Genomic DNA, 24,864 nt, shown 5'->3' with positions numbered 1-24,864 from the left:
CGGCCGAAATCGCTATAGGGATCTTCATAAAACCCCATGTCCTTGCCGAGTTCTTCCGAATAAAGTCCCCAGCCTTCGGTATAGGCAGTCCATCCGCCAAATCTGCGGAATGGCGGCAGATCGCCCAATTCGGTCTGGATTGTTCTTTGCAAATGATGGCCGGGCAAGCCTTCGTGATAGGCCAGCGCTTCCAGCTCCGTCTTTGACATGCTGCGCAAATTGTAGAGATTGACATAATAGGTTCCGGGGCGCGAGCCGTCCGGTGCCGGGCTGTTGTAAAAGGCCTTGCCGGCTGATTTCTCGCGAAACGCCTCGACCGGTTTGATGACCAGCGGCGCTTTCGGCAATGTGTTGAAAAAGGCGGGCAGCTTTTCCGTCATCGCCGCCAGCTTGCTGTCGACATCGGCGAGATAGGCTTCGCGGGTCTCGTAGTAAAATTCATCGCCGGTCCGCAAATGCTGGAAGAAATCCTGCAAACTGCCCTCAAACCCGACGTCCGCCATGATCTTGCGCATCAGTCCGTGAATTCGCTCGACATTGTCCAGACCGATTTGATGGATTTCATCGGCGGTCAGATCGGTGGTGGTATAATTGTTGAGGCGTTCGGCATAATAAGCTGCGCCATCCTTGAGCCGCCAGATCCCGTCGCCATCAACGGCCATCGCCTGCTGACGCTCCATCTCGGTGATCAATTTCTCGTAGGCCGGTTTCAGACTGCTGATCATGGCCGCTTCACCGCCGGCAATCAGCTCGGCTTTTTCCGCTTCGGGAATGTCAAGGGCGGCGACCTTCTGTTTCAGGTCGGCAAGGATCGGCGAATCCTCGCCTTCCCCGAATGGCGCACCCTTGATCACATTTTTTGCGTCCGCGATCACATAAGGGAAAACCCAGTCAGGCACGATGATACCGTCAGCTGCTCGCTCGGCCGACTGTGCCACCAGCGACCCGATCATTGGCCCTGCACCCTCCAGGCGGCTGACATAGGCTTGGGCATCCGTCTTGTTGGCGACCCGGTGAATGTTTATCAGAAACGCCGGCACCTGGCTTTGCGCGCCGTTCATCTGATCAAAGATATAGGCATTGCGGCGGAACGGAAACGCGTTGTCCGCACGTTCGGCCCGCGCCTGAAACAGACGATAGCTCAACTGGCTGTCTTCGTTCAATTGACTCTGGTCAAACTCTGCTTCCATTTTTGCGAACGCCGCCTGATTGCGTTCATATTGCGCGATCTCTGCGGCGTCACTGGCGTCATCCCATTTGCCATAATCATCATCCCGGATACCGCGATAGGCTTTCGAAATCGGGGAATGGGATAGCTCCTGATCATCATAATCCTTGAAGAACGCCGATAGCCGGGCATCAGCATCTTCCTTCGCCGGGGTTTCCACGGTGCTGGTCTGGGCAAAGCCAGCGGGCGCAACGGCGGTCAGCGCCAGAACAGAGGCGGCGGTCAGCAACAAATATCTCATCCAGAATTCCTTATCCAATAGCATTGGCATTTGCCCTAACACCCCGAACAGATTTGCACAAATCCGCTCGGCTGATTTCGGTTCCCTGGATCCGTCAATAGACTTTCGGCAGTTGATGGTTGCTGAGCCCATCGTCCGCGGTTAGTCCTCTTCGATCATGCAGGCACATTCTCTGGACGCACTGATCATCGGCGGAGGCCATAACGGTCTGGTATGTGCTTATTATCTCGCTCGTGCCGGGATGAAGGTGCGGATATTGGAAGCGCGCGCCGTGATCGGCGGGGCTGCCGTGACCGAAGAATTCCATCCCGGCTTCCGCAACAGCAGCGCCAGCTACACGGTCTCGCTGCTCCAGCCCAAGATCATCGCGGACATGGGTCTGGCGGAGCGCGGCTACCGTGTGGTCGAACGTCCGAAAAGCAACTTCCTGCCGCTAGGCAATGGCGACTCTTTGCTGCTCGGCGGTTCGCTCGCAGAGACGCAGCGGGAGATTGCGCGATATTCGCCGGCCGATGCCGCGCGCCTGCCCGCTTATCATGCGATGCTGGAGTCGGCCGCCGGGATATTGCGCGATCTGGCGCTGGAAAGTCCGCCCAATTCCGGCGATGGTGCCCGGGCCATGCTGGCGGGCATCCGGACCGGCCGACGCTTTGCCCGGCTGCCGGTGCGTGAACAGCATGATATTCTCAAGCTGTTCACGCTGAGCGCCCGCGAGTTGCTCGACCAGTGGTTTGAAAGCGCACCGCTCAAGGCGGCCTTCGGCTTTGATGCCATTGTCGGCAATTATGCGAGCCCGGATACGCCGGGCAGCGCCTATGTCCTGCTCCATCATGTCTTTGGCGAGGTCAATGGCAAGCAGGGCCAGTGGGGCCATGTGATCGGCGGCATGGGCCGGATTACCGAGCTGATGGGCGATGCCTGTACAGAGGCGGGAGTCGAGATCAGTATTGATCGGCCGGTGGCCGCCGTGCTGGTGGAAAACGGCGTAGCCGTCGGCGTGCACACGGCGGACGGCGAGCGCATCGATGCGCCGAAGATCATCGCCAATATCGGCCCGAAACTGCTCTATGACCGGCTGATCGATCCCGCCGATCTGCCCGCCGATTTCCGCAGCATGATTGCCAGCTATCAATGCGGGTCCGGCAGCTTCCGGATGAATCTGGCGCTGGCCGGCCTGCCCGATTTTACCGACCTGCCGGGGCCGGGCGATCATCTGAAATCCGGGATCATCATGGCGCCGTCGCTGGATTATATGGACCGCGCCTATCAGGATGCCCGGCGTCATGGCTGGTCGCGGGAACCGGTGGTGGAGATGCTGATCCCCAGTCTGGTGGACGACAGTCTCGCCCCCGCCGGTCAGCATGTCGCCAGTCTGTTCTGCCAGCAATTTGCGCCGCAACTGCCAGACGGTCGCAGCTGGGAGGATGAACGCGATGCAGCGGTGGCAGCAATATTGGACGTGGTGGACCATCATGCGCCCGGCTTTCGCAAGCTGATCCTTGGTCAGATGGCGCTGTCCCCGTTCGATCTGGAACGCAAATTCGGTCTGGTTGGCGGCGACATATTTCATGGCCGGATGTCGCTCGACCAGCTGTGGGCGGCGCGGCCGGTGATCGGTGCCGCCAATTACAAAGGCCCGCTAAAGGGTCTCTACATGTGTGGTTCGGGCACTCATCCGGGCGGCGGTGTCACCGGCGCACCGGGCCACAATGCCGCCAAAGCCATTCTGCGGGAACGCGGGCTCGTGGGTCGCTGGTTCGGCTGACGCTACGACAGGCTGGTCAAATCAGCTGCCTATTGCGCCCAATGTCCGAGAGGGATAGTTTCCCAGAATGGGGATGGGAGATCTGATATGCGCAAACCACTGATGTTGGCAGTCTGCACGGCTGCCCTGGCAATTTCGGCATGTTCAAAAATCGAGGACGGTGACGGCGGCGGCGCAGCGGTCACAAACACCGAATATCCCGAGCAGGTGTTCTGGGGCGATACCCATCTTCACACTGACAACAGCATCGACGCTTTCGGTTTTGGCAACAGGCTGGACGCAGAAGCGGCGCTGAGATTCGCCCGCGGCGAGGAAGTCACGGCCACCAAAGGCGCCAAGGCAAAACTGTCCCGTCCACTCGATTTTCTGGTGATTGCCGACCATAGCGATGCAATGGGCGCGACCAAGGCGATCATGGAAGCGCCGCGTATCGCCTTGCTCACCAATAAATTCCTGCTCCGCTGGCACGATATGATGAACGAGAGCGACGAGGGATCGTTGCAGGTGACAGCAGAGCTTATCGATGGCGCGGCCAGAGGAACATTGCCGACGTCGCTGACCGACCCGAAAGAAACCAGAGAACGCACGACTGACCTCTGGGCAAAACACGGTAAAACCGTGGATCGGTATAATGAACCCGGAAAATTCACCGCTTTCATGGGCTTCGAATATACGTCGATGCCGGACGGCGACAATCTTCACCGGGTTGTCATGTTTCGTGATGGTCCGGAAAAAATGGGTGATACCATTCCTTATGGTGCTTTGGGGTCGCAGAACCCGGAAAAGCTGTGGGGCTATATGGAAGCCTATGAAAAAACGACGGGCGGCAAAGTGCTGGCGATTCCGCACAACAGCAATGTCTCGAACGGCCGCATGTTCGCGATGAACAAATATGACGGCAGCCCGATCGACGCAGCCTATGTGAAGACCCGGGCGCTGCGCGAACCGATCGTCGAGGTCACCCAGATCAAGGGCGACAGCGAGGCCCATCCGTTTCTTTCTCCCAATGATGAATTTGCCAGTTTCGGGGTTGCCGGCTGGGACCAGTGCAATCTGAGCTGCACCAGGGATATGCCGCCCGAAAGCTATGCCGGCAGCTATGTTCGCGAAGCATTGAAGCGCGGCCTGGAACTGACTCTGTCGATCGGCGCCAACCCTTTCAAATTTGGCATGATCGGGTCGACCGACAGCCATACTTCGCTGGCGACGGCGGATGAGGATAATTTCTTCGGCAAGCACAGCGGCAACGAAGCCAATGCCAGGGATCGGGTGATGGCTCCGCAGAATCTGGGCACCCGCGAAGGCCGCTTTGGCTGGCATTATCTGTCGAGCGGCTATGCCGCCGTCTGGGCGACCAGCAATACGCGGGAAGCCATTTTCGATGCGATGATGCGCCGGGAAGTCTATGCAACAACCGGTCCCCGGATGCAGGTCCGATTTTTTGGCGGCTTTGATTTCACCGCCGACGATATCGCGGACCTGGTCAAGGCCGGCTATGGCAAGGGCGTCCCGATGGGCGGGGATCTGAGCGGAGGTGACGGCGAAGCCCCGAAATTTCTGATCAGCGCGCTGATGGATCCCGAAAGCGCCAGCCTCGACCGGATCCAGGTGATCAAGGGCTGGGTCGATGGATCCGGGCAAAGTCAGGAAAAAATCTATAATGTGAGCTGGAGCAATACCGATACGCGCAGACTGGACCGGGGCGGCAAGCTGACTCCCGTCCCCAATACGGTGGATCTGACCAAGGGCACCTGGGACAATGCAACCGGCGCGCCGGAACTGGTCACCTTCTGGCAGGACCCCGATTTCGACCCGAGCCAGAACGCATTTTATTATGTCCGCGTGCTGGAAATTCCGACGCCGACCTGGCCGGTCTATGATGCGCTCAAATTTCGTCTGACCTTGCCCGATGCAGTGATCAAGATTCAGCAGGAACGCGCCTATAGCTCGCCGATCTGGTATTCGCCGAAGGCCTGACTCCGTCTCGACCGTTCATGCGGAGCCCGTCGCAGTGCGGTTACCGCGATCTTTCAACAGGCTGCGGCAGAACATGACGGGTAGCAAGAGAATATGTGGCGTAAACTAATTCGGGAACCGCTGATCCACTTTCTCGGTGGCGCCTTGCTGCTATTTGCATTTTTCTGGGCGACCGGTAGCGACCGTGATCCGGCGGACTATCAGATCAGCATCGACGAATCCGATATAGACCGGCTGACGACGGACTGGGTACGCAATTTCCGGCGGGCGCCAACCCAGGCGGAACTGGACAGCTTGATTGACCAAGAAATTGCCGAGGAAATCTACTATCGAGAAGCGTTGCGGCTGGGACTGGACAAGAATGACCCGGTCATCCGGCGGCGGCTCTTCACAAAAATGCGCTTCATCGACAGCGAAAATTCAGAAAACCTGGAACCGACAGATGCCCTGTTGAAGCAATGGATGGACGCAAATCCCGGAAAATATGCTCTCTCCCAGCTCTATGATTTCGAGCAGGTCTATCTCGGCCAGATCAGCACGGCAGCGGCCAGCGATATCGTTGCTCAGCTGAAACGCGGTGCACGGCCGGAGACATTTCGGAAACCCCTTTCCCTGCCCGCCACTGTCGAGCGGGTCAGCAGCGCGGAAATTTCTCGCCAATTTGGTGACCGGTTTGCCGGGGAATTGGAGAAACTGGAGTCAAATGTCGGGAGTGGCCCGATCTCCTCCGGCTTTGGCATGCATGCGGTCAGGATCACGGCAAAAGCAGCCGGCAAAGCCGCGGCTCTGGATGATGTCCGGCAACAGGTTGTCAATGATTGGTCGGCAGCCCGCCAGGCCGCACAGAAAGAAGCAGCGCTGTCCCGATACCGGGAGCAATATGAAATCAGCATAGCCGGCCGGCCATGACGCGCAACCATGCCGTTCTGTGGCTCGTTTTCCTGCTTGCCCTGTGGCCGACGAGCGTTCGCGCCGACGAATTGCGTCCTGCCTATATAGAGATGACCGAGCAATCGCCCGGTCAATGGTCGCTGCTGTGGAAGGCCTCGACCAATTCGCTGCTGGGCCAGAGCGGTGAAGTCATCATCCCGCGCAATTGCGAGATGGACGGCGAGCGCCAGCGCGAGTTTGCCGGCAGCAATATTCTCACGCGAATGGCGCTGCGATGCAATGGATCGGTGCAGGGTCAAACCATCGGCCTCAAGGGTCTGGAACTGTCCACCACCGACGCTCTGGTGCGCATTGCGCCCCTGGACAGCGCGATGCAGACGATCCGCCTGACCCCTGATGAGCCCGCCGTGACCCTGCCAGAGCCGTCGGTGATCTCCAATGTCGCGGCAACCTATACGATCATCGGCATCGAACATATTCTGCTCGGTTTTGACCATCTGTTCTTCGTCCTGGCCTTGGTCCTGCTGCTCCGAAATGGCTGGCTCATTGCCAAGACCGTCACCGCCTTCACCGTCGCACACAGCCTCACCCTGGTCGGAACTACGCTGGGATGGATGTCACTGCCTTCACAGCCGGTCGAAGCGGTGATCGCGCTGTCGATCGTCTTTCTGGCCGTCGAGGTGATCAAATCCAGGCCCGACGATATCCGGCTCTCCGAGCGCTTTCCGTGGATCGTCGCTTTCCTGTTCGGCCTGCTGCACGGTTTCGGCTTCGCCGGCGCCCTTGCCGAAATCGGTCTACCGGAAGGCGATGTCCCGCTGGCCTTGCTGACCTTCAATCTCGGCGTGGAAATTGGACAGCTGGCGATCGTGGCTGTGGCGCTGGCTGCGATATATTTTCTGGGCAGAATGCGCGGCTATTGGTTGCAGGGCACGAAAACCGCCATCGCTTATGGCATCGGCAGCATTGCGACCTACTGGTTCATCGAACGGACCATCGCCTGAATGCCTGACCGTTCCAGAGATTATTGCGCCGTATAACCGCCATCGACCACGAATTCAGCGCCGGTCACATAGGTGGATTCATCCGATGCCAGGAACAATACGCAATTGGCGATGTCCACCGGTTCTCCCAGTCTCCCGGCCGGGATAGCTGCCTCGATGGCTTCATAATTTTCTGCATTGGTTTCCGCGCCCTGGTCCTGCATATTTGTTCTGATGATTCCGGGATGCACCGTATTGACGCGGATATTCTCGGCAGCCACTTCCAGGGCCACGGACTTGCTGAACAGCTTCACAGCGCCTTTGGAGGCAGCATAGCTGGCGCTTCCCCGAAAGCCGACAATTCCTGCAACCGACGACAGATTGACTATCGAGCCCCCACCGGATTGCCGCATCGACTTTACCGCCATTTGCGTGCCGATAAAGCTGCCCACGACATTGACTTCAAACTGGCTGCGAAGCGCACCGACGGCCCGGTCACTGGCAATGGCCGCGACGTCCAATATGCCGGCATTATTGACCAGCACGTCCAGTCGCCCGTGCTCTGCCAGCAACCCGGCGATAACCGCATCCCAATCGTCCTGTGATGCGACGTCATGCTGCACTGCCGAAGCCTTGCCGCCTTTCTGCCGTATCAACGCAGCCGTCTCCTCGACGCCCGGCAGATCGACATCGCTGAGCACAACCGTCGCGCCCTCTTGCGCCAGCCGTTCGCCAATAGCGGCACCGATACCGGGGCGCGATGCGCCGCCGGTAACCAGCACGATCTTGCCTTCCATGCGACTGGCCACGGCCGCTATCCAGCCGGCGGTCTGTGCGCGTCTTCCGACCAGTCCTGCCGCGCCGCCCATTCTTCCAGCGTCTCGAATTCGACTTCCGGCAGTCGTTGCTGCATGAAGTCGGTGTCTACTTCAAACGGCCGTGTTTCGTTGTTGTTGTTATATTCGTAAAAGGCGGTAATCCCGGCTGCCATGGTCTCGCGATTTTCCGGTGGCACGTCGTCGCCGAAGGCCTTGACCAGATAGTCTCCGAATTCCTTGGGTGTGCAGGGGTCATATTTGATTTCATGGCCGAACACGCGGGAGAGGGTCTCTGCCACTTCCGGTGGTCTCAGGCGCTGGGGCCCGCCGATGTTGAGCCACGACCCTTCAAAGTCGGGGCGATCCATCGCCGCGACCATGCACTTGCCGACATCATCCAGGCTGATCCAGTTGGCCTGAAGATTCGGATTGTGCGGATAGACATAACGCTTTTCGTCGACGATGAACGGCCGCGCCCAGTTGGTCAGCAGATTGTCCATGAACAGGACCGAACCGAAAACCGTTGCAGGCATGCCGGACCGGAAAATCTCGTTCACCGCGATCGTGTTGTTGCCATAGGTGAACGGATCACCGGGACGCTCCGGAATCCAGCTCGATGTGTTCCAGACGAAGCGCTCGGTGCCCGCTTCCTTCGCCGCTGCCGCCACCCGGCCGACCATCGAAGCGCGATCTTCACGCGCCTGCAGGGGATGGGTATAGAAAACGGCATCCGACCCTTCGAAAGCGGGAACCCAGGTGGATTCGTCGGTCAGGTCGATGATGCGGCATTCGTCCGCTGCATTGGTGCCGCCCAGATCGGGATTTTCGCTACGTGACAAGGCGCGAACCTTGTGCCCCGCGGCTGCCAATTGCCGTATTTGGGCAAGACCTTGTCGGCCCGTTGCACCCACGACTGATACCAATGCCATGCTTTTCTCTCCTTTTGTGTTTGCACGAACGCTAGAGGCGAAAAGGCAGGTTCCCAATGCTCCATTTTGTCAGGACATTTTTGTTAGGGAGCGGTCAGGCAGACTCGGCGTTCAGCATGGCCTGCCAACGCTGCATACCGGAAATCCAGCGTTCCGGATCGGCGCCCTTGTGCTTGATATATTCGCTCACGACCGGATGGGGCAGAATCAGGAACCGCTCGTCACCGATCGCCTCGACGCAAAGATCCGCGACATGCTCGGCGGAGACGATTCCGTCCTTGGCCACCGTGGCCGTATCGACACCGGCAATCATCGGCGTGTCCACGCCCTGCGGACACAGGACCGAGACTTTCAGGCCTTCGGCGCCATGAGTGATCGCCAGCCATTCGGCAAAACTGACCGCGGCATGTTTGGTCACCGAATAAGGCGCCGAGCCGATTTGTGCGAGCAGCCCGGCGGCCGAGGCGGTGTTGAGAAGATAGCCGCCGCCACGCTCCAGCATTTTTGGTACCAATATCCGCGCCGCCCGGATGTGGGCCAGGACATTGATCTCCCAGATATTTTGCCAGGTGTCATCATCGACTTCGACGCCGCCGCTGGTGATGATGCCGGCATTGGAAACAAACAGATCGATCGGCCCGATATCGGATTCGACCGTATCAATGAGGTTGCTGATATCCGATGCCAAGGACACGTCGGTTTGAATCGCCACGCCGCCAATTTCATCGGCAACGGCCTGTGCACCTGCCAGATCGCGGTCAGCGCAGATGACTTTCCTGGCCCCTTCCGCAGCGAATCGACGCGCCATGGCCGCCCCGATTCCGCTGGCACCGCCCGTGATCACGATGGTCTTGTCTCTGAGTTCCATATTCGCTTGCCACTCCTGCTTGAATCAATCTAATCGATGCTTAAGATCGGCGACGATACAGGACGGGAGCGGGATTGCCACGAAAACCAGTGCTGCCTAGGTCAGGGACAATTGCTTTGAGAAAATATACAGGCAGAAACTAATGTTAGTCATATCAGTCGGATCGAACGATATCGAACAATTCAAAAAATGGCGCACCGCCGTTCTGGGCGTCAGGTTAATATGATGGACGAAAAGATGCCGCTCGAGCGGCAGAATGGGACAACATCAGAAACGTGGTCGGCGGTTTCTGCCCTACAATTATTCTGTGTTGCCACGCTTTGTGTCTTTACCGGTACATTGTTATTCTATGGATTCATCTATTCCTTACATCATGATCTGGCAGGCAGCGCCCTATCGGGGCGTTTGGCCGTCATTCTCGGCGATTCCTTTCGCGATTACAGTATTTATTTTCCACCAGTCGAAAAATTCTGGTTCTCTCTCGCTGCACAGCTGAGTAATCTGATCGGGCTACGGCTTGACCTCACGGTCATAGCTATGACCAACATAATGGTGCTCGTTGGAGTAGGCCTCGCTTTCCAAATTCGGAGGGCAACGGTTGGTGCCTCGCCGCTCTTTTTTATTTTGTCATTAGCGGTTCTCATCATTCTACCGATCTTGTTCAAGAATGTCTTTGGGTTGCGCGAACACATCGTCGCCGCAGGGCTCTGGCCATATCTCGTTCTCCGCTTTTCGGAACCGGACGGGGTTCGGATTAGCTGGCGCTTGAGGATGCTACTGGGCCTGTGGATGGGCGCGACGCTACTCTTCAAGTATGTCTACAGCGCAGTCGTGTTTCTGGTCGAACTTACCGATTCTCTAATGAAGCGGCGACCACTCTTGCTTTTCAGGATCGAGAACATCACCGCTGGATCGGTCGTCTTTCTATATCTGCTTCTCTGGCTCGGCTTGGACCCCTCGCAGCGCGAGGCGATCGGCGCAATGATGAGCGCGATCGACGCGAACCTCCTTGACCAGAGCGAAAACTGGTCAAAAATCACCCAGAATTTGATGCCCGCAATCCTCTTTCTGATCGCTTCATGGTATTTTAGGATTCCTGGAAGATTGACCGGAATCGCCCTGGCCACTGTCGTCGCAACGGTGCTTGCTGCCTGGTCGCAGGAACGTTGGTACACGCATCATCTATTTCCAATCACTATGGCGTACATAGCATGGTGGTGGATCGCGGCACGGCAATTTCGATGGTTTATGAATGTTGCGGCGGCACTGCTTATTCTGTTGCCCATAGCTGCCCAGTTTTTAAGTACGCAAGATTATCAGGAGCAATCCGCAGAGTTGGGGCAGGCGCTTGAGGATGACGGACGGACATTGGAGGGCAAGCGGGTCGCTATCCTAACCATGCATCCCTCACCATATAACCAATATCTTGCTTCTCACGGCGCACTGCGCTGGAATCCTATGATGAACACCGCTTATGTGGCCGCCGAGCTAAAACCGTTCGACGAAGTGGAAATGGCAGGGAAGCCTCCACCAGTCAAACTGGACGATCCGGGACGAATGATGCTGCATGATCAGATGCTGCGGCTTTGGGAAGATATACCGCCCGACGTGTTGATCCTTGATCGGACACACCGCTGGCCGTTGCGCTATATTGACGTTGATTGGGTACATGTTTTTTCCGAAGATGCGAGGTTTAACGCCATCCTTGCAAATTACCGACCCGTAATGGCATATGACGGGAAGCAGATTAGGTTCACCTATTATGTCCGCGCCCGCTAAAGTAGCGATCCGCGCCGATGCAGGCGCAGCGATGGGAACAGGCCATTTCGCCCGTGTATCCGCTGTGGCAGACATTTTGTCGCGTGCAGGCGACACCGAGGTCATACTGATTACTAGCGGGGAAGGCGCCGCGCTCGTCCGGGAGTTTTTTCCGGCGGACATAACTGTGCTGTCGCTAGCTCCAGATGATATCGGCGCTAAGGCAGCGTTACGTGCATTGACCAATATGGGATGGGTACCTGATGTGGTCTTTCTCGACCAATATGGTTCAGTACCGGAGTGGGAAATGCTGGCTGCCAACGCAGATATTCCACTCGTGGTGCTTGACGATCTCGATTCCGCGACGATGGCGGACGTAATAGTTCGACCACATGGCGGAAACTGGTCGGGAAGAAGTGCCATCGTTCTTCGCGGTCCTTCGTACCTGCCGCTATCCCGCCATATCACCGATTTGGCCCGAAGGAGTTCTCACCGCGCTAGCTCACGCCTGAGATTAAACATCTGCTTCGGCGGTAGCGATCCGACCGGAGAGACAGCGAAAGCGCTGCAGGCCGTTGCAGCTCTGGAGGAGCTTGAGGTGGACCTCGTTGTTGGGCCGAGCGCTCAGATCAATCCGGTCCTGATCAAAAAAGCGGAACAGATGCCGCATGTCACTCTGTGCCAAGCACCGAGCCAGGAGAAGTTGGCAGAACTCATGTTTAGCGCCGACCTTGCTCTCGGTGCGGGAGGAGTAATGCTTTGGGAGCGACTCTGTCTCCGGGTACCGTCGCTTGTGATCTCAGTTGCCCAGAACCAGCGGGCTCAGATCGATAAAATGGTCGAGGCCGGAGCGATCCGATTTCTCGGTGGGCATGAAGAGGTAACTCCAGACAAAATCGCACAGGCTATTATGGCGCTGGCTGCGGACGAACACGAGCGCAAGGCAATTGCCGAAGCCGGCCAAAAGCTGCTCGATGGTCGTGGTGCGTTGCGTCTCGCATCATGGATTCGAGCGCTGGCCCTCGGCGTTCGCGAAGTGAAAATAGAAGATGCGAGTAACTTGCTGAACTGGCGCACTGACGGCGTAAATTGGCGGCACAACTTCGAAACCTCTGAAAAACCAAGCCTCGATGCGCACATGTCCTGGCTAACTGCAAAACTCGCCAATCCTGACTGCATTTTCCGTATCGTGATGCGCGAGACTGAACCGGTCGGCGTAGTCAGGTTCGACATCAATACGGAAGACCGTTCGGCCTATCTTTCAATCTACCTTGTGCCGGAATGGCACGGGCAGAAAATGGGCTTGCCGGTATATTTGGCTGCCGAACGCGAGCTGCGCCGGTCCCGTCAATGCGTGAACAAAATCGTCAGCCGGATACACAAAGCCAACGCAGCCTCTGAGCGATTGCACCGCGACGCGGGCTTCGAAATATCTGCATCACAAGATTGTGCGGATTGGCTTGACGCCTGGAAGTTGCTGGACTGAAGGCTTCATTCAGTCAGAGCGCCGCCAAGTTAACGGAAATAATTTGCTACAATGCCAATGACGTCGGCTTCCGGATCCGCAAGTTCGGGATGGGCGGCGAAAAGAGCGACCAGCCGGTCGTAGTCGTCGGCATCGTCCAACGTGATGCGCAAATGCGCCAAGGCTAAGGCGCTGCGATGTCCAGCAAGCCGGAAGCTAGCCGGATTGCGGTAGAAATGCGCGGTGACGTGCTCGCGGTCGTAGGGATCGGCCGCGCTTTCAGAGATGCCCAATAGAGCATCTGCTCGCATGACCTCACAGTCGAGTCCCACGGGGAAGGAGCGCTCGGGCCAGTTGGTCGACATATAGTCTGTGGTGGACGGGTCGAACGCCGCCAGCATGTCATTGAGGACGCGGGGTGAGAAAAGAGGACAGTCGCTTGTCACCCTAGCAACAATTCCAGCATCCGAGGCTCGGGCCGCAGCGGCGAAGCGCGACAGAACATCGGTCTCAGACCCACGAATGCAAGTCCATTCGCGTGCGGCACAGTGATCCGCGATAGCGTTGTCCCCGGGAAGATCAGAAGTCGCGACGATAACGTCATCGACCCGGCTTGCCGCCTTTACCCGGGTGAATACGTGATCGAGGACTGGTCGGCCAGCCAACATTTTCAGCACTTTTCCAGGAAGTCGCGAAGAGCCCATACGTGCCTGTATGATAGCGATGCTACGCATGCTCAAGTGCAGCAGTTATCGCGCTAGCTACAAGATCCTGTTCTTCGTCAGACAACAAAGGATAGATCGGTAGGCTAAGGCAGATATCATAATAGGCTTCAGTCTGCGGGAAATCACCGGGCGAGAAACCCAGTGCCCGATAGTAAGGCTGGGTATGGATCGGGATATAGTGCACATGCGCCTCTATTCCACGACTACGCAGCCTATCAAAAATCTCCCTGCGTGTGACGCTGGTATTTGCCTGATCAAGGCGGACGACGTAGAGGTGCCAGGACGATCCATCCGTTGCTAGCGGCAAATGCAACGGCAGGTCAGATAGCAGTTGAGCATAGCGCCGTGCACGGTCGCGCCGAGCCGCCATGAACGTGTCGATCTTGCTCAGCTGGCTGAGGCCGAGCGCAGCCTGAATGTCGCATATGCGGTAGTTGAAGCCGAGAGTGTGCTGCTCATAATACCAGGCCCCGTCATCGGAGCGGGCAGAGCTCATAAGCGCGGGATCTTTCGTAATGCCGTGGCTTCGCAACATGGCCAGTTTATTAGCAAGGGCTTCGGAACCGGTCGTGATCATACCGCCCTCACCAGTAGTGATCGACTTGAGAGGGTGAAAGCTGAACGTGGCCGCCGCGCTTTGCGGATGACTGCCTACCATGCGGTCCGGTTGATCCTCATATGTGGCACCAAATGCGTGCGCAGCGTCTTCAACCAACGCGACGCCATGCTCTGCGCACAACGCAGCAATACGATCAAACCCATGAGAGTGGCCGGCGAAATGGACAGCAATCAAGATGTCAGGCTTGCGTCCGTCGAGAGCTGCCTCGGTTAGCTTTGCTTCCAACGCGCCGGGATCGATGGACCCGGTCTGTGGATCGATGTCGACAAAATCGACATCCGCGCCGACGTAACGTCCCGCATTTGCCGAGGCGACAAAACTGTTTGGAGAGGTCCACAGCAGTCCGCCGGATTCAAGCCCAAGAGCCATGCAGACAAGATGAAGTGCTGCGGTGCCGTTCGCCACGGCTATCGCATGCTCAGCTCCAACATAGGCCGACGCTGCCTCCTCAAAAGCACGCGCCCGGGGGCCTTGCGTCAGGAAATCGGAGCGGAGACATTCTGCGACCGCCGCAATATCATCTTCGTCGATTGTCTGGCAGCTATAGGGGATGCGGCTTCGCATGCGTCCTCCAAATATTGAATCAGGCAAAATGTTATAAATCAGGCGTTGAATGGCATTGCGCCCTCGATCATCTTACGCAGCTCCGTCGCAGAGAGATAATCGTCATTGTGAAAGGAGTCATAGCTGAAATCGCCTTCGACCAGTTGACCCTTCTCTCCGTTCGCCCCTGTCAGATAATCGACGTCGATCCGATTGAATTTGAACGAAGGCTTGATGACATAATGATTTTCATATTCGATCGTCTGCCAGGCTGTATCCGGAAGGCACAGCACCTCATGTAGTTTTTCACCGGGACGGATACCCACCACTTTTTGCGGCATATCGGGTGCAATGGCCTCTGCCATTGTACCGATAGTGGCAGAAGGAATGCGCGGAATGAATGTTTCACCGCCCCACATCCGAGCGGCGCAATCAACCACGAATTCGACGCTTTGCTGAAGAGTTAGCAAGAACCGGGTCATCGCCAGATCGGTAACCGGGAATTCAGCCGCGCCTTCGGCAAGAAGCTTCTGGAACAGCGGGATAACCGAACCGCGCGAGCCGATGACATTCCCGTATCGCACAACCGACAGACGTGTCTGTCTGCTACCGGCAGTGTTATTGGCTGAAATCACTATTTTTTCAGCGGTCAGTTTTGTCGCGCCGTAGAGATTTACCGGTGCAGCGGCCTTATCGGTGGAAAGTGCTATCACCTTCTCGACATTGTGAGCCAAAGCAGCTTCGACGACATTTTCAGTACCAAGAATATTGGTCTTGATCGCTTCGGATGGGTTATATTCGAGCGCAGGAACCTGCTTCAATGCCGCAGCATGAACTACGATATCCACATCTTCCATCGCCTGCATCATGCGATTACGATCGCGGATATCGCCAAGGAAATAACGCAGCGCAGGATCATCATATTTCTCCTGCATCACCGATTGCTTAAACTCGTCGCGAGAAAAAACGATGACGCGGCGCGCATCATAACGCTCAAGGATCGTTTCGATGAAGCGGCGCCCGAACGATCCGGTCCCGCCAGTAACGAGAATACTTTTATTATCAAACAACGGACTTTACTCCCTCTTGAGGTTTAATGTGACGCACAATTACAATCATTCCGCTTATCAGGAAAACCACGCCAAAAGAGACTACGGTGCCGAGCATAATACCCCGGATGCCCATGGTCGGTGCCCATAGAATACTTAACCAAATATTCAAAGCGATAGTCAGCATGCTACAAAGCGACATCACGCTGATATCTTTGTCGAAGTGAAGGAACTTCATATTGTGCATAAAGAAGCCCTGAAGGACGATCGCGACCATGATATATTGCAAGAGCGGGATCGCACTATGGAATGCCTCTCCAAGCAAGATTGGCGCAATATATAAAGAGATGAAATAGAAACATAGGGCAGCTAGCGATGCCAGCAGAAAATAAAGCATGGAGACCGACAATACTTCTCGAAGGCCATCAGCTGGCGCCGCCTTAAGTTTCCGGAAAAGCCAGGGAGTCCAGGCCAACACGAAACTGTGATTAATGACCCAAAAGGCCGAGGCGAACAGCGCGGCAACCCCGTACATTGCGCTGGCAGAAACCCCGAGATAGTGTGCAGCTACCACTTTGTCGGTCATCGCAACAGCCATAATCACCATCCCGGAAGGCCAGTATACGACACCAAATTTCGCAATGTCGCGGTAGAAAGAACGCTGCGGCAGGCGAAAGAAAAACGAAGGACGATATCCCAAAACCCCTAGAGAGATCAGAATTGCGGCAGTCATTCCCAAAATTCTGCCAAGGATTACCCCGCGCCAATCCCAGCCTCCAAGCAGGAATACCGAAATCAAAACAATGCTCAGGACCGCCTGTGCCACCTGAGTCATAAGAAACGCCTTACGCCGGTTGTGAAACTGGTGAAGCGCAAGCGCCGTGTAGAAGATTTCGAAAAGGAGCGCCGCAACAACGATGCTGACGAGCCAGTCTGCAGGGAACTTGGCAAGTGTAGCCAGAGCGTCGCGGAAAATGAACGTCACCGTCGAAACGCCGACCGCCATCACCATCATCACGAATAGAGCGGTATGTGTAAACTGGTCCAGCTGCTTCTGATCGAAATCGTAGAATCGCATCCGAATCGCATCCTGAGTGGTCAATCCGACGATCGGACGCAGGAAAGTCGCGTAGGTGATGAAAAGAACCCATATCCCGTATTCCGCAGGCGCCAGAATCCGGGTAAGAATTGGAGCAAGCAATAAGGGCACGAGAGCCTCTATGCTGTTAGCGATAGCGTAAAAGAGCGATTGCACCGCGAGAAAGGTCTTTCCTTTCCATTCTATTGCGCGACGTTTGATATGCATCATGCTGAATTTCACTTATATTTTTACACATTGTCTATGCTTAACAGCGCTTAAACCTAATTTATTAACAATTGCCTGCGATATGTCGCTCACACCTTGAAACTGACGAAGCAGGGTGTTCGATCTTAGTAAATTTAGAGGACTTGATGGCACTGGCAACATTTAGAACGAAACAGAACGAGACCGCTTTCGAGGCAGATATTGAAACACCGTTAGCGACAGTGTTTGAGGCAGAGCCTGAAGTTCGCCGCGATCGCTACAACCTCGCCACTGCGCTTGGAATTATCCGCCGCATGGAGACGTCTTCAGCACGTAGTGCCGTTTTCGCGGAGATCAAAAATAAAAACCCGGTCTACCGGCTGGTCGATACTCTTTATGCCAAGGCCGGCTATGGTTTCCTACAGCCGCTCGTGCTGTTTATCTATATGCTTAAGAGCGTTCTATCTCTTGGAAAGTTCGATTACAGTGGCCATGAAGCAGTCGCTATTTCGAATTTTCAGAACGAACATAATGCTATAAACCGGCTGGTAGCATTGTTACCTGGTACGCGGGTTATGATGTTGTCGCCGAAACTGTGTAATTTATTTAGCCGCGACCAGTTGCGCACCACCATAAGCATGATTGGTGCTGCGCCGCGGGTGTTCCCGTTCCTCTCAAGGCTCGCACGGTCATACGGCTTCATGCCATCGGCTCGGATGGCGAGCGGCCTGGCATATTATATCAGGTTTTCGCAGCTCCTCGCGCGGCATCCAGGAATGAGCGCAGCCATCGTTGCGAGCAACTATAGTCCAGAGGCGCTAGGTTTGTCGGCGGCCGCCCATAACAAGAACCGGAAGGTTGTTTACGTCAATCACGCGCCCGTTCCGGCGAACGGCGCAATGGTACCGCCTGTATTGGCCGATTGCGCGGTATTCTATGGCAACGCGACCCGATCCACCTATGAACGTGAAAGCCGCTGCAACGCGGAAGTTGCGCTGATCGGTCAACCTGGAACCGCTCGCCCGATGGAATGGCGTGACGAGATCCGTACCTTGGGTATTTTTCTCACCGCGCTGACATGCGCCAAATCCGTCGAAAAGCTTGTCACTACGATAAGTGAAAGCCGTCCCGGTTTACAGATTCTGATCCGTAACCATCCTGTTGCTCTGCTAAAATCAGACTTTTCAGATCTGGCGGCAAAGCACAAAAATGTTAAAATCACTATCGGGAACCCTCTTGAGGACGAAATTGCCGCCTGCGATCTCATCTTGTGCGGCAATAGCGGCGTAGCGATGAACGTATTGCGCGAAGGACGACCGGTGGCCTACCTTGATTCGCTCGATAAACTGAACCACGACTATTGTGGGTTTATACAAAGTCGGTTGGTTTGCGACGTTAAAAACTGGTCGGGTGATCTTTATCCTATGATCAAGGCATTCTACACCCGCCCCGACTGGCAGCGGGTAATGAAGGATTATGATGCCTCGTACAATTCTGACATCTCGCAGTTGGAGTATATGGCAGCGCAGACAATCCTGCGCTATGTTAGCTCAAAACCAGATCGAGGCTAAGCGGCGTTCCGCGCTCCAATGTTCGCTTGGCCCTCTTTCCCAAGACTGATGCGAAGTGCTCTGTGTGAAGGCCGTGCCCGGGCCGGATACATCGAATGTTATCACGGGTAAAAGTCTCACCTTCGCGAACATCTGCAACGACATAGATCGACCGGCGAAATTGCAAAGATTCAGCCTCGGTAGCACTCGCCGCACCAAAGTTTGCCTCACCCAATGCATCCCAGGCATCGTTGATCGCCCTGACATAATCGCGCAATTCCTCAGGGGTCACAGAAAATGCGGCATCCACCGAAGTGTCATCGTCTGACATCTTGAAGTGCTTCTCAAAGACACAGGCACCGAGGGCAACGGCTGCGATTGCAACCGTATTACCGATGGTATGATCTGACAAGCCCACGCGGCAGGCCGGAAAAGCTTCCATAAGAGCCGGAATACGGCGCAGGTTGCTGTCGGCGACTGACGCTGGATAGCTGCTGGTGCATGCAAGAAGACATAGCGGACCGGAACCGGCGGCAGTCAATGTCTGGACGGACTTCTGTATTTCGTCCATCGATGCCAGTCCACACGAAACCATCAGGGGTTTTTGCGTCTTGGCCACTTTCTCGAGGAGCGGAATATACGTGTGTTCAAATGAGGCAACTTTGTAACATGGCGGGTCAAGCGTCTCAAGAAAATCTACCGCGGATTCGTCGAATGCACTTGAGAATGCATGGATGCCGCGCCGCCGCGCCTCTTCGAACAAGTCGGCATGCCAATCCCAGGGGGTGTGGGCCTCATCGTAGAGATCATAAAGTGCCCGCCCGTTCCAAAGGCTTGCAGGATTATTGATGCGAAACTCGGGTCTGTCGCATTCTATAGTCATGGTGTCGGCAGTATAGGTCTGAAATTTGACCGCGCTCGCGCCGGCATCGGCAGCGGCGGCGACTAGATCCAGTGCTCGGCTTAGTTCACCGGAATGGTTGGCGGATACTTCAGCGATAATATAGGGTCGCTCGGCAGGCGAGATCGTGCGATTTAAAATTTTCATAGAGTGTCTCGCAGCTGGTGGTAATTCAGTATTCTGTGTCTAAACCAGAAAGTCTGCAATTCAATTAAGATTTGCGTTTGGTGATTGCCGGACTGTTTCTCGGGCAGTTGCAAGGCGGCTTGTTACAGATGAACTCGGCATATTCATTCGCCAAGGCGCCTCATCCCAACGCACCATCATGGGCAATGGCGCCCGAAATCGGTGCCCCTTATTTAAAGAATGTGGTGACCCCGGCAGCTACGGGACATGCGATTTGCCGACGGCACGTCATTGCAGAAGGCCTTCACCTTATAACCGCCGAATTATTGGGTTTGCACGGGTCATATTCGCTATCGTGCCCGAACACGTCGTAAGTGTTTCGGCCATCTTCTGTGAACTCAGTCGCTGTGGTCCGCCAATGTTGAGTCGCGAGCCGTCAAAGTCCGGGCGCTCCATCGCCGCCCCGATTCCGCTGGCATCGCCAGTGATCGTGATGATCTTGTCTCTGAGCTCCATATTCGCTTGCCACTCCTGCTTGAATCAATCTAATCGATGCTTAAGATCGGCGACGATACAGGACGGGAGCGGGATTGCCACGAAAAGCAGTGCTGCCCTGATCCGAGAAACTGTGTTCGGGAAATATACAGGGAGAAACCAATGTTCAGTCATATCATGGTCGGATCGAACGATATCGAACGGTCCAAAAAATTCTACACCGCCGTGCTCGGCACATTGGGGGCGGGCGAACCCATGGTCGATGTCAAGGACGGCACGACGCGGCTGTTCTACATGCACAATGGCGGGATCTTCTCGGTTTCCCAGCCGATTGACGGACAGGCTGCCTGCGCTGCCAATGGCGGCACCGTCGGCTTCGCCTGCGATTCTCCCGAGCAGGCCGATGCCTGGCACAAGGCGGGACTCGACAATGGCGGAACCTCGATCGAGGACCCTCCGGGCGTTCGTGAAGGCGGCATGGGCAAGCTCTATCTCGCCTATCTGCGCGATCCTGACGGCAACAAACTCTGCGCCCTGCACCGCATGGGTTGAAGCCGGTGTCGGACAAGAGCATCCGCATCGGTGGTGCGAGTGGCTATTGGGGCGAAAGCGCCATGGCGACGCCGCAACTGCTCGATGCGGGCGTCGATTATCTGGTCTATGATTATCTCGCCGAGATCACGATGTCGATCATGGCCCGGGCGCATGCCAAGGATCCTGCGGCAGGCTATGCCGGTGATTTCATCAGCGCGGTCCTGAAGCCGCATGCCCGCGCCATAGCCGCGCAGGGGGTGAAGGTCATTGCCAATGCCGGCGGTGTCAATCCGGCAGCCTGCGGCGAAGCGGCGCGGGCCTTGCTGAAGGAGCAGGGTCTGGACCTCAAGGTCGCGGTCATCACCGGTGACAATCTGCTGGGCGAACTGGACCGGATCGCCGCCAACGCGCCGACCGAAATGTTCACCGGCGCCGCCTTTCCGGACAGGGACCGGATCGCCAGCATCAATGCCTATCTCGGCGCTTTTCCGATCGCCCGGGCGCTGGCCGAGGGTGCGGATATCGTGATCACCGGCCGCTGCGTCGACAGCGCGGTAACGCTCGGAGCCTGTATCCACGAATTTGGCTGGACGGACAGTGACCATGATCTGCTCGCCAGTGGCAGTCTCGCGGGTCATCTGCTGGAATGCGGTCCGCAGGCGACCGGTGGCAATTTTACCGATTGGGAAGATGCCGGCGATATCGCCAATATCGGCTATCCGATTGGCACCGTCTCACCCGACGGGTCGTTCACGGTCACCAAACCGGCAGGCACCGGCGGCTGCGTCACGGTCGGCACGGTTTCGGAACAGATGCTCTACGAGATCGGGGATCCGCAGGCCTATATCCTGCCCGATGTGGTCTGCGATTTTTCGCAAGTTGCGATCACACAGCTGGGTCCGGACAAGGTGCATGTCTCGCCGGCCAGGGGCTATCCGGCACCGGACCATTACAAGACCTGCCTGACCTATGGCCAAGGGTTCCGCGGTGGCACCTATGTCAGCTTTTACGGTTTCGACGCCGCCCGCAAGGCGCAGAAATTCTGCGACAATGTCTTTGCCCGCGCCAGCAAGGTCCTGCGCGGTCATAATCTCGGCGACTATAGCGAAACCAGTGTCGAGCTGATCGGTTCGGAAAGCCAATATGGAGAATTTGCCAGCGATCACGAACCGCGCGAGGTCGTGGCGAAAATCGCTGCCAAGCATGATGAAGCGGCGGCCATCGGTATATTACTCCGCGATCTGACCGGCCTCGGGCTGGCAACGCCACCCGGCCTGAGCGGCTTTTCCGGTGCGCGCGCCAAGCCCTCACCAGTGGTGCGGCTGTTTTCCTATCTCACGCCAAAAGATGCGATTACCGTCCGGATCGATGTCGACGGCCAGATCATCGAATTTTCAGATAGCGAAGGACAGGCTTTCGATCCCCGGTCGATCAGCCGACAGGCCTATCCGGAATTGCCCGCCATCTCGGATGAAATAGTATCGGTGCCGCTGATCCGCTTGGCCTGGGCCCGCTCCGGCGACAAGGGCAACAAGGCCAATATCGGAGTGATCGCGCGCGACCCCGCCTATCTGCCCTATATCTGGGTGGCGCTGACCGCCGATAGCGTGGCCGAACGCTTTGGCCATTTTATTGATGGCGGTGCTCCTGCCGCGAGCATCGAGAAATTTCATCTGCCGGGCTCCAATGCGATCAATTTCCTGATCGATGCAGTGCTTGGAGGCGGCGGTGTGGCGAGCATTCGCAACGACGCCCAGGGCAAGGGCTATGGACAGATATTACTGGCCCATCCGGTTGCGATCCCGGCTGCGCTCGCCCAACAACTGGATGCAAAAGGAACCGATCGATGATGCAGGAAGCCCGGGATTTCAAGGACGAAAGCGACACGCTCGCGGCCGTGCTGGTTGATGCGGATGATGCCGTTCTGGCCACCGTGACCCAGTTCAAGAGCTGGACGATCGAGGATGTCATCGGCCATCTGCATGTCTGGAATGCTGCGGCACTCATGACGCTGGAGAACCCCGAAGCGTTCAAACAGTTCCTCCGCGATATGATGGGCGCGTTCAGGATCGGCAAAAGCCATGTCGATGTGCAATATGCATGGCTCGATTCCCATGCCGGCGGGATTCGTGGCCGCGCATTGTTGGATGCCTATCGCGACTATTACCCGAGGCTTGCCGCTGCTTATGGCGAAGCCGACCCGGAAGCCCGCGTCGCCTGGGCCGGACCCGACATGACCACCCGATCGAAGATCATCGCCCGGCAGATGGAGACCTGGTCGCACGGGCAGGAAATATTCGACATATTGGGTGAAGAACGCGCCGATGGAGACCGGATCCGCAATATCGCTCATCTCGGCGTCACTACCTATGGCTGGACCTTTCGCAATCGCCGTCAGGAACCGCCAGCGCCGAAGCCCTTTGTCCAGCTGACCGCTCCTTCTGGCGCAGTCTGGGAATGGAATGATCCGCAGCAGGATAATCTGGTGCGAGGCAGCGCGGTCGAGTTTGCCCAGGTTGTCACCCAGACCCGCAATATCGACGACACCGCGCTGGAGACGGTCGGCGATACCGCTCGCCAGTGGATGGAAATCGCCCAGTGTTTCGCTGGCGGCCCGGAAACCCCGCCGGCAAAAGGGGTGCGGAGAATGGTGGTCGGCTGAAATGGAAGAGGAAATGAACGCCAGCGAACGGATCGCCACTCTTGCTTCCTTTTTTTCCTGCTCGCAGGAAGAGGCGGCGAAAATAGATGCAGCGACGCGGCTGGCGCATTACCGGCACAAGGACATTCTCGCTCACCAGGGCGATCTCGGGGCCAAGCTGTGGATCGTGCTCGCTGGCCGGGCGCAGTTGCAGATCATCGGTATCGATGGTCAGACCAAATTGCTCACCGCGCACGGACCCGGAGAATTATTCGGCGCTTTCCCCCAAGAGCGAATCGTGATTTCCGATGTGGTGGTGCAGAACCGGCTATCGGTGCTGGAAATACCCACCGCAAAAATGACCGCCCTGTTGCAGGAGGAAGCCCGGATCGGCAGCGGCTTGTCCAGAATTTTGGGGCGGCAGTATAATGCGGTGCTCGACCGGATGGCGGCGCGTATCACCCTGACCGCCAACGGCCGCATCTATGCCGAATTGCTGCACGAAGCGGGGGATAACGACAGAATATCACCGCCGCCGGTGATCGCGGCTCTGGCGCTTTCCGCCCAGACCACACGCGAGACCGGATCGCGGGCGATCAATGCGCTGGAGCGGCGCGGGATCATCCGGCGCGACGAGGAGCGGCTGGAAATAATTTCGCGCAGCTTGCTTGAAGAACTGGTGGTCTGAAGCGCGCCGTCTAGGCGACCGACCACAAGGACAGCGGGCCACGGGCCGATTGCAGTTCGCCAATTTCCTCAATCGCCAGCCCGGCGGATTGCAGTGTCAACACCATCGCGGATCTATGATCGGTCATGATTGCACCGCCACCGGACGCGCGCGCCATGTCACCGGCCTGCTCTAGCAAGGAGGTGGCAGGCTTTTGCGGATTCATGATGTCGATGAGAAAACTGATCCGGCTGTTCGCCTTGTCGTGTAGCAGCGACCGACCGGCCGCTATCAGCTCGGCCAGATCGGTCGAAATGCGGTAATGGGCGTCGCCGATCCGCTGAAAATCATGTGCACCCTCGGGAAGCGATAACAGTCTCTCCAGTTCCGAATGGTCTACCCAGAGAATCGCGGCAATTTCCTGGGTCGCTTTTTCAGACATCATAGCGACCGACTTGTGATCCGCTTTGCGGGAAACGGCGATTGTAAACTGATCGTGCCCGGTATCGGACCAGGTCTTGTATTGGCGGCGTGGTTCATCGTCCTTGGCCGTGATTGTCAGCGCCTTAGGTCGGCTATTCAGCACAGTGGCATTGCGGACGCACTGGCCCATGGCAACCAGATCGGCCAGTTCCACGGCGACGCCGAGCGATCGCTCCGCTTCATCGGGCAATTCGGTCAGTATCTCCAGGCTGGCTGCCTCGGCAACCAGCGCGTCAAAGCGGGCGAGCCAAGGATCCCCGAAAGACGCGACCGACAATTCGCGAAAGCGGTCGACCGGATAGGGCAGGATGATATGCAGCTCC

Annotated in this window: 21 protein-coding genes; 11 read left to right on the top strand and 10 right to left on the bottom strand. The window is 56.8% G+C overall.

The genetic code is table 11. From position 1 onward, the window contains the following. The coding region (locus ACEW8J_RS03255; RefSeq protein WP_373490200.1) for a DUF885 family protein at positions 1-1,469 on the bottom strand (1,469 nt) is incomplete at its 3' end. 157 nt (positions 1,470-1,626) lie between these two features. Between ACEW8J_RS03255 and ACEW8J_RS03250 the strand changes: the two genes are divergently transcribed. From ACEW8J_RS03250 to ACEW8J_RS03235, 4 genes are all read left to right on the top strand, one after another. Then, positions 1,627-3,234, top strand: coding sequence for a phytoene desaturase family protein (locus tag ACEW8J_RS03250; protein ID WP_373490199.1), 1,608 nt, complete (start codon positions 1,627-1,629; stop codon positions 3,232-3,234). An 87-nt stretch (positions 3,235-3,321) separates the two neighbouring features. Further along, positions 3,322-5,211: a DUF3604 domain-containing protein gene (locus ACEW8J_RS03245; protein ID WP_373490198.1), complete on the top strand. Its 1,890-nt coding sequence runs from the start codon at positions 3,322-3,324 to the stop codon at positions 5,209-5,211. A gap of 93 nt (positions 5,212-5,304) precedes the next feature. Continuing rightward, positions 5,305-6,120 carry a peptidyl-prolyl cis-trans isomerase gene (locus tag ACEW8J_RS03240; RefSeq protein ID WP_373490197.1) on the top strand — a complete coding sequence of 272 codons (816 nt, stop codon included), beginning with the start codon at positions 5,305-5,307 and terminating at the stop codon, positions 6,118-6,120. Further along, positions 6,117-7,106 carry a HupE/UreJ family protein gene (locus ACEW8J_RS03235; RefSeq protein ID WP_373490196.1) on the top strand — a complete coding sequence of 330 codons (990 nt, stop codon included), beginning with the start codon at positions 6,117-6,119 and terminating at the stop codon, positions 7,104-7,106. Before ACEW8J_RS03240 ends, ACEW8J_RS03235 begins: the two co-directional genes overlap by 4 nt. Positions 7,107-7,126: 20 nt before the next feature. Here the strand turns inward: ACEW8J_RS03235 and ACEW8J_RS03230 are convergent, their stop codons facing one another. The 3 genes from ACEW8J_RS03230 to ACEW8J_RS03220 form a co-directional block, all read right to left on the bottom strand. Next, positions 7,127-7,894 carry an SDR family NAD(P)-dependent oxidoreductase gene (locus ACEW8J_RS03230; protein WP_373490195.1) on the bottom strand — a complete coding sequence of 256 codons (768 nt, stop codon included), beginning with the start codon at positions 7,892-7,894 and terminating at the stop codon, positions 7,127-7,129. Between the two features lie 5 nt (positions 7,895-7,899). Next, the gene (locus ACEW8J_RS03225; RefSeq protein WP_373490194.1) at positions 7,900-8,832 is read right to left on the bottom strand and encodes an SDR family oxidoreductase; all 933 of its coding nucleotides are present in this window, start codon (positions 8,830-8,832) and stop codon (positions 7,900-7,902) included. 94 nt (positions 8,833-8,926) lie between these two features. Next, on the bottom strand, positions 8,927-9,700 hold the full coding sequence (locus ACEW8J_RS03220; RefSeq protein ID WP_373490193.1) for an SDR family oxidoreductase: 774 nt from the start codon (positions 9,698-9,700) through the stop codon (positions 8,927-8,929). A gap of 222 nt (positions 9,701-9,922) precedes the next feature. On the opposite strand from ACEW8J_RS03220, the gene ACEW8J_RS03215 reads away from it, so the two are divergent. After that, positions 9,923-11,479 carry a hypothetical protein gene (locus ACEW8J_RS03215; protein WP_373490192.1) on the top strand — a complete coding sequence of 519 codons (1,557 nt, stop codon included), beginning with the start codon at positions 9,923-9,925 and terminating at the stop codon, positions 11,477-11,479. A 31-nt stretch (positions 11,480-11,510) separates the two neighbouring features. Beyond that, on the top strand, positions 11,511-12,944 hold the full coding sequence (locus ACEW8J_RS03210; protein ID WP_373490191.1) for a GNAT family N-acetyltransferase: 1,434 nt from the start codon (positions 11,511-11,513) through the stop codon (positions 12,942-12,944). A gap of 29 nt (positions 12,945-12,973) precedes the next feature. Here the strand turns inward: ACEW8J_RS03210 and ACEW8J_RS03205 are convergent, their stop codons facing one another. Genes ACEW8J_RS03205 through ACEW8J_RS03190 form a run of 4 tightly spaced genes read right to left on the bottom strand, consistent with a single transcriptional unit; the run spans position 12,974 to position 17,168 of the window. Further along, positions 12,974-13,657 (bottom strand): cytidylyltransferase domain-containing protein, encoded by a 684-nt coding sequence (locus ACEW8J_RS03205; RefSeq protein ID WP_373490190.1) that lies wholly within the window; start codon positions 13,655-13,657, stop codon positions 12,974-12,976. Then, positions 13,650-14,831 carry a UDP-4-amino-4,6-dideoxy-N-acetyl-beta-L-altrosamine transaminase gene (gene pseC / locus ACEW8J_RS03200; RefSeq protein WP_373490189.1) on the bottom strand — a complete coding sequence of 394 codons (1,182 nt, stop codon included), beginning with the start codon at positions 14,829-14,831 and terminating at the stop codon, positions 13,650-13,652. The genes ACEW8J_RS03205 and pseC overlap by 8 nt, the downstream gene beginning before the upstream one ends. A 38-nt stretch (positions 14,832-14,869) precedes the next feature. Next, the gene (pseB, locus tag ACEW8J_RS03195; RefSeq protein ID WP_373490188.1) at positions 14,870-15,880 is read right to left on the bottom strand and encodes a UDP-N-acetylglucosamine 4,6-dehydratase (inverting); all 1,011 of its coding nucleotides are present in this window, start codon (positions 15,878-15,880) and stop codon (positions 14,870-14,872) included. Next, the gene (locus ACEW8J_RS03190; RefSeq protein WP_373490187.1) at positions 15,873-17,168 is read right to left on the bottom strand and encodes a lipopolysaccharide biosynthesis protein; all 1,296 of its coding nucleotides are present in this window, start codon (positions 17,166-17,168) and stop codon (positions 15,873-15,875) included. The genes pseB and ACEW8J_RS03190 overlap by 8 nt, the downstream gene beginning before the upstream one ends. A 143-nt stretch (positions 17,169-17,311) precedes the next feature. Between ACEW8J_RS03190 and ACEW8J_RS03185 the strand changes: the two genes are divergently transcribed. Continuing rightward, positions 17,312-18,715: a hypothetical protein gene (locus ACEW8J_RS03185; RefSeq protein ID WP_373490186.1), complete on the top strand. Its 1,404-nt coding sequence runs from the start codon at positions 17,312-17,314 to the stop codon at positions 18,713-18,715. Here ACEW8J_RS03185 and pseI read toward each other — a convergent pair. After that, positions 18,690-19,742 carry a pseudaminic acid synthase gene (pseI, locus tag ACEW8J_RS03180; protein ID WP_373490185.1) on the bottom strand — a complete coding sequence of 351 codons (1,053 nt, stop codon included), beginning with the start codon at positions 19,740-19,742 and terminating at the stop codon, positions 18,690-18,692. The genes ACEW8J_RS03185 and pseI overlap by 26 nt on opposite strands. A gap of 636 nt (positions 19,743-20,378) precedes the next feature. Between pseI and ACEW8J_RS03175 the strand changes: the two genes are divergently transcribed. Genes ACEW8J_RS03175 through ACEW8J_RS03160 form a run of 4 tightly spaced genes read left to right on the top strand, consistent with a single transcriptional unit; the run spans position 20,379 to position 24,079 of the window. Then, positions 20,379-20,768 (top strand): VOC family protein, encoded by a 390-nt coding sequence (locus tag ACEW8J_RS03175; RefSeq protein WP_373490184.1) that lies wholly within the window; start codon positions 20,379-20,381, stop codon positions 20,766-20,768. A gap of 5 nt (positions 20,769-20,773) precedes the next feature. Beyond that, positions 20,774-22,600 (top strand): acyclic terpene utilization AtuA family protein, encoded by a 1,827-nt coding sequence (locus ACEW8J_RS03170; RefSeq protein WP_373490183.1) that lies wholly within the window; start codon positions 20,774-20,776, stop codon positions 22,598-22,600. After that, positions 22,597-23,412 (top strand): TIGR03084 family metal-binding protein, encoded by an 816-nt coding sequence (locus tag ACEW8J_RS03165; RefSeq protein WP_373490182.1) that lies wholly within the window; start codon positions 22,597-22,599, stop codon positions 23,410-23,412. Before ACEW8J_RS03170 ends, ACEW8J_RS03165 begins: the two co-directional genes overlap by 4 nt. Positions 23,413-23,425: 13 nt before the next feature. Then, positions 23,426-24,079, top strand: coding sequence for a Crp/Fnr family transcriptional regulator (locus ACEW8J_RS03160; protein ID WP_373490181.1), 654 nt, complete (start codon positions 23,426-23,428; stop codon positions 24,077-24,079). 10 nt (positions 24,080-24,089) lie between these two features. Here ACEW8J_RS03160 and ACEW8J_RS03155 read toward each other — a convergent pair. Continuing rightward, on the bottom strand, positions 24,090-24,864 hold a 775-nt coding region (locus ACEW8J_RS03155), incomplete at its 5' end, for a hypothetical protein (protein WP_373490180.1).

This window comes from Parasphingorhabdus sp. (genome assembly GCF_041748495.1).
Classification (GTDB): domain Bacteria; phylum Pseudomonadota; class Alphaproteobacteria; order Sphingomonadales; family Sphingomonadaceae; genus Parasphingorhabdus.
Note: the sequence above shows the minus strand (reverse complement) of the source record. Positions and strands in the feature narration are given on the sequence as shown.

What these genes read in the sequence shown, in the direction of transcription:
- ACEW8J_RS03220 (WP_373490193.1), bottom strand. Translation starts at nt 9,700, where the DNA reads ATGGAACTCAGAGACAAGACCATCGTGATCACGGGCGGTGCCAGCGGA.
- ACEW8J_RS03175 (WP_373490184.1), top strand. Translation starts at nt 20,379, where the DNA reads ATGTTCAGTCATATCATGGTCGGATCGAACGATATCGAACGGTCCAAA.
- ACEW8J_RS03165 (WP_373490182.1), top strand. Translation starts at nt 22,597, where the DNA reads ATGATGCAGGAAGCCCGGGATTTCAAGGACGAAAGCGACACGCTCGCG.
- ACEW8J_RS03215 (WP_373490192.1), top strand. Translation starts at nt 9,923, where the DNA reads ATGATGGACGAAAAGATGCCGCTCGAGCGGCAGAATGGGACAACATCA.
- pseI (WP_373490185.1), bottom strand. Translation starts at nt 19,742, where the DNA reads ATGAAAATTTTAAATCGCACGATCTCGCCTGCCGAGCGACCCTATATT.
- ACEW8J_RS03240 (WP_373490197.1), top strand. Translation starts at nt 5,305, where the DNA reads ATGTGGCGTAAACTAATTCGGGAACCGCTGATCCACTTTCTCGGTGGC.
- ACEW8J_RS03205 (WP_373490190.1), bottom strand. Translation starts at nt 13,657, where the DNA reads ATGCGTAGCATCGCTATCATACAGGCACGTATGGGCTCTTCGCGACTT.
- ACEW8J_RS03185 (WP_373490186.1), top strand. Translation starts at nt 17,312, where the DNA reads ATGGCACTGGCAACATTTAGAACGAAACAGAACGAGACCGCTTTCGAG.
- ACEW8J_RS03190 (WP_373490187.1), bottom strand. Translation starts at nt 17,168, where the DNA reads ATGATGCATATCAAACGTCGCGCAATAGAATGGAAAGGAAAGACCTTT.
- ACEW8J_RS03225 (WP_373490194.1), bottom strand. Translation starts at nt 8,832, where the DNA reads ATGGCATTGGTATCAGTCGTGGGTGCAACGGGCCGACAAGGTCTTGCC.
- ACEW8J_RS03245 (WP_373490198.1), top strand. Translation starts at nt 3,322, where the DNA reads ATGCGCAAACCACTGATGTTGGCAGTCTGCACGGCTGCCCTGGCAATT.
- pseC (WP_373490189.1), bottom strand. Translation starts at nt 14,831, where the DNA reads ATGCGAAGCCGCATCCCCTATAGCTGCCAGACAATCGACGAAGATGAT.
- ACEW8J_RS03160 (WP_373490181.1), top strand. Translation starts at nt 23,426, where the DNA reads ATGAACGCCAGCGAACGGATCGCCACTCTTGCTTCCTTTTTTTCCTGC.
- ACEW8J_RS03210 (WP_373490191.1), top strand. Translation starts at nt 11,511, where the DNA reads ATGGGAACAGGCCATTTCGCCCGTGTATCCGCTGTGGCAGACATTTTG.
- ACEW8J_RS03235 (WP_373490196.1), top strand. Translation starts at nt 6,117, where the DNA reads ATGACGCGCAACCATGCCGTTCTGTGGCTCGTTTTCCTGCTTGCCCTG.
- ACEW8J_RS03250 (WP_373490199.1), top strand. Translation starts at nt 1,627, where the DNA reads ATGCAGGCACATTCTCTGGACGCACTGATCATCGGCGGAGGCCATAAC.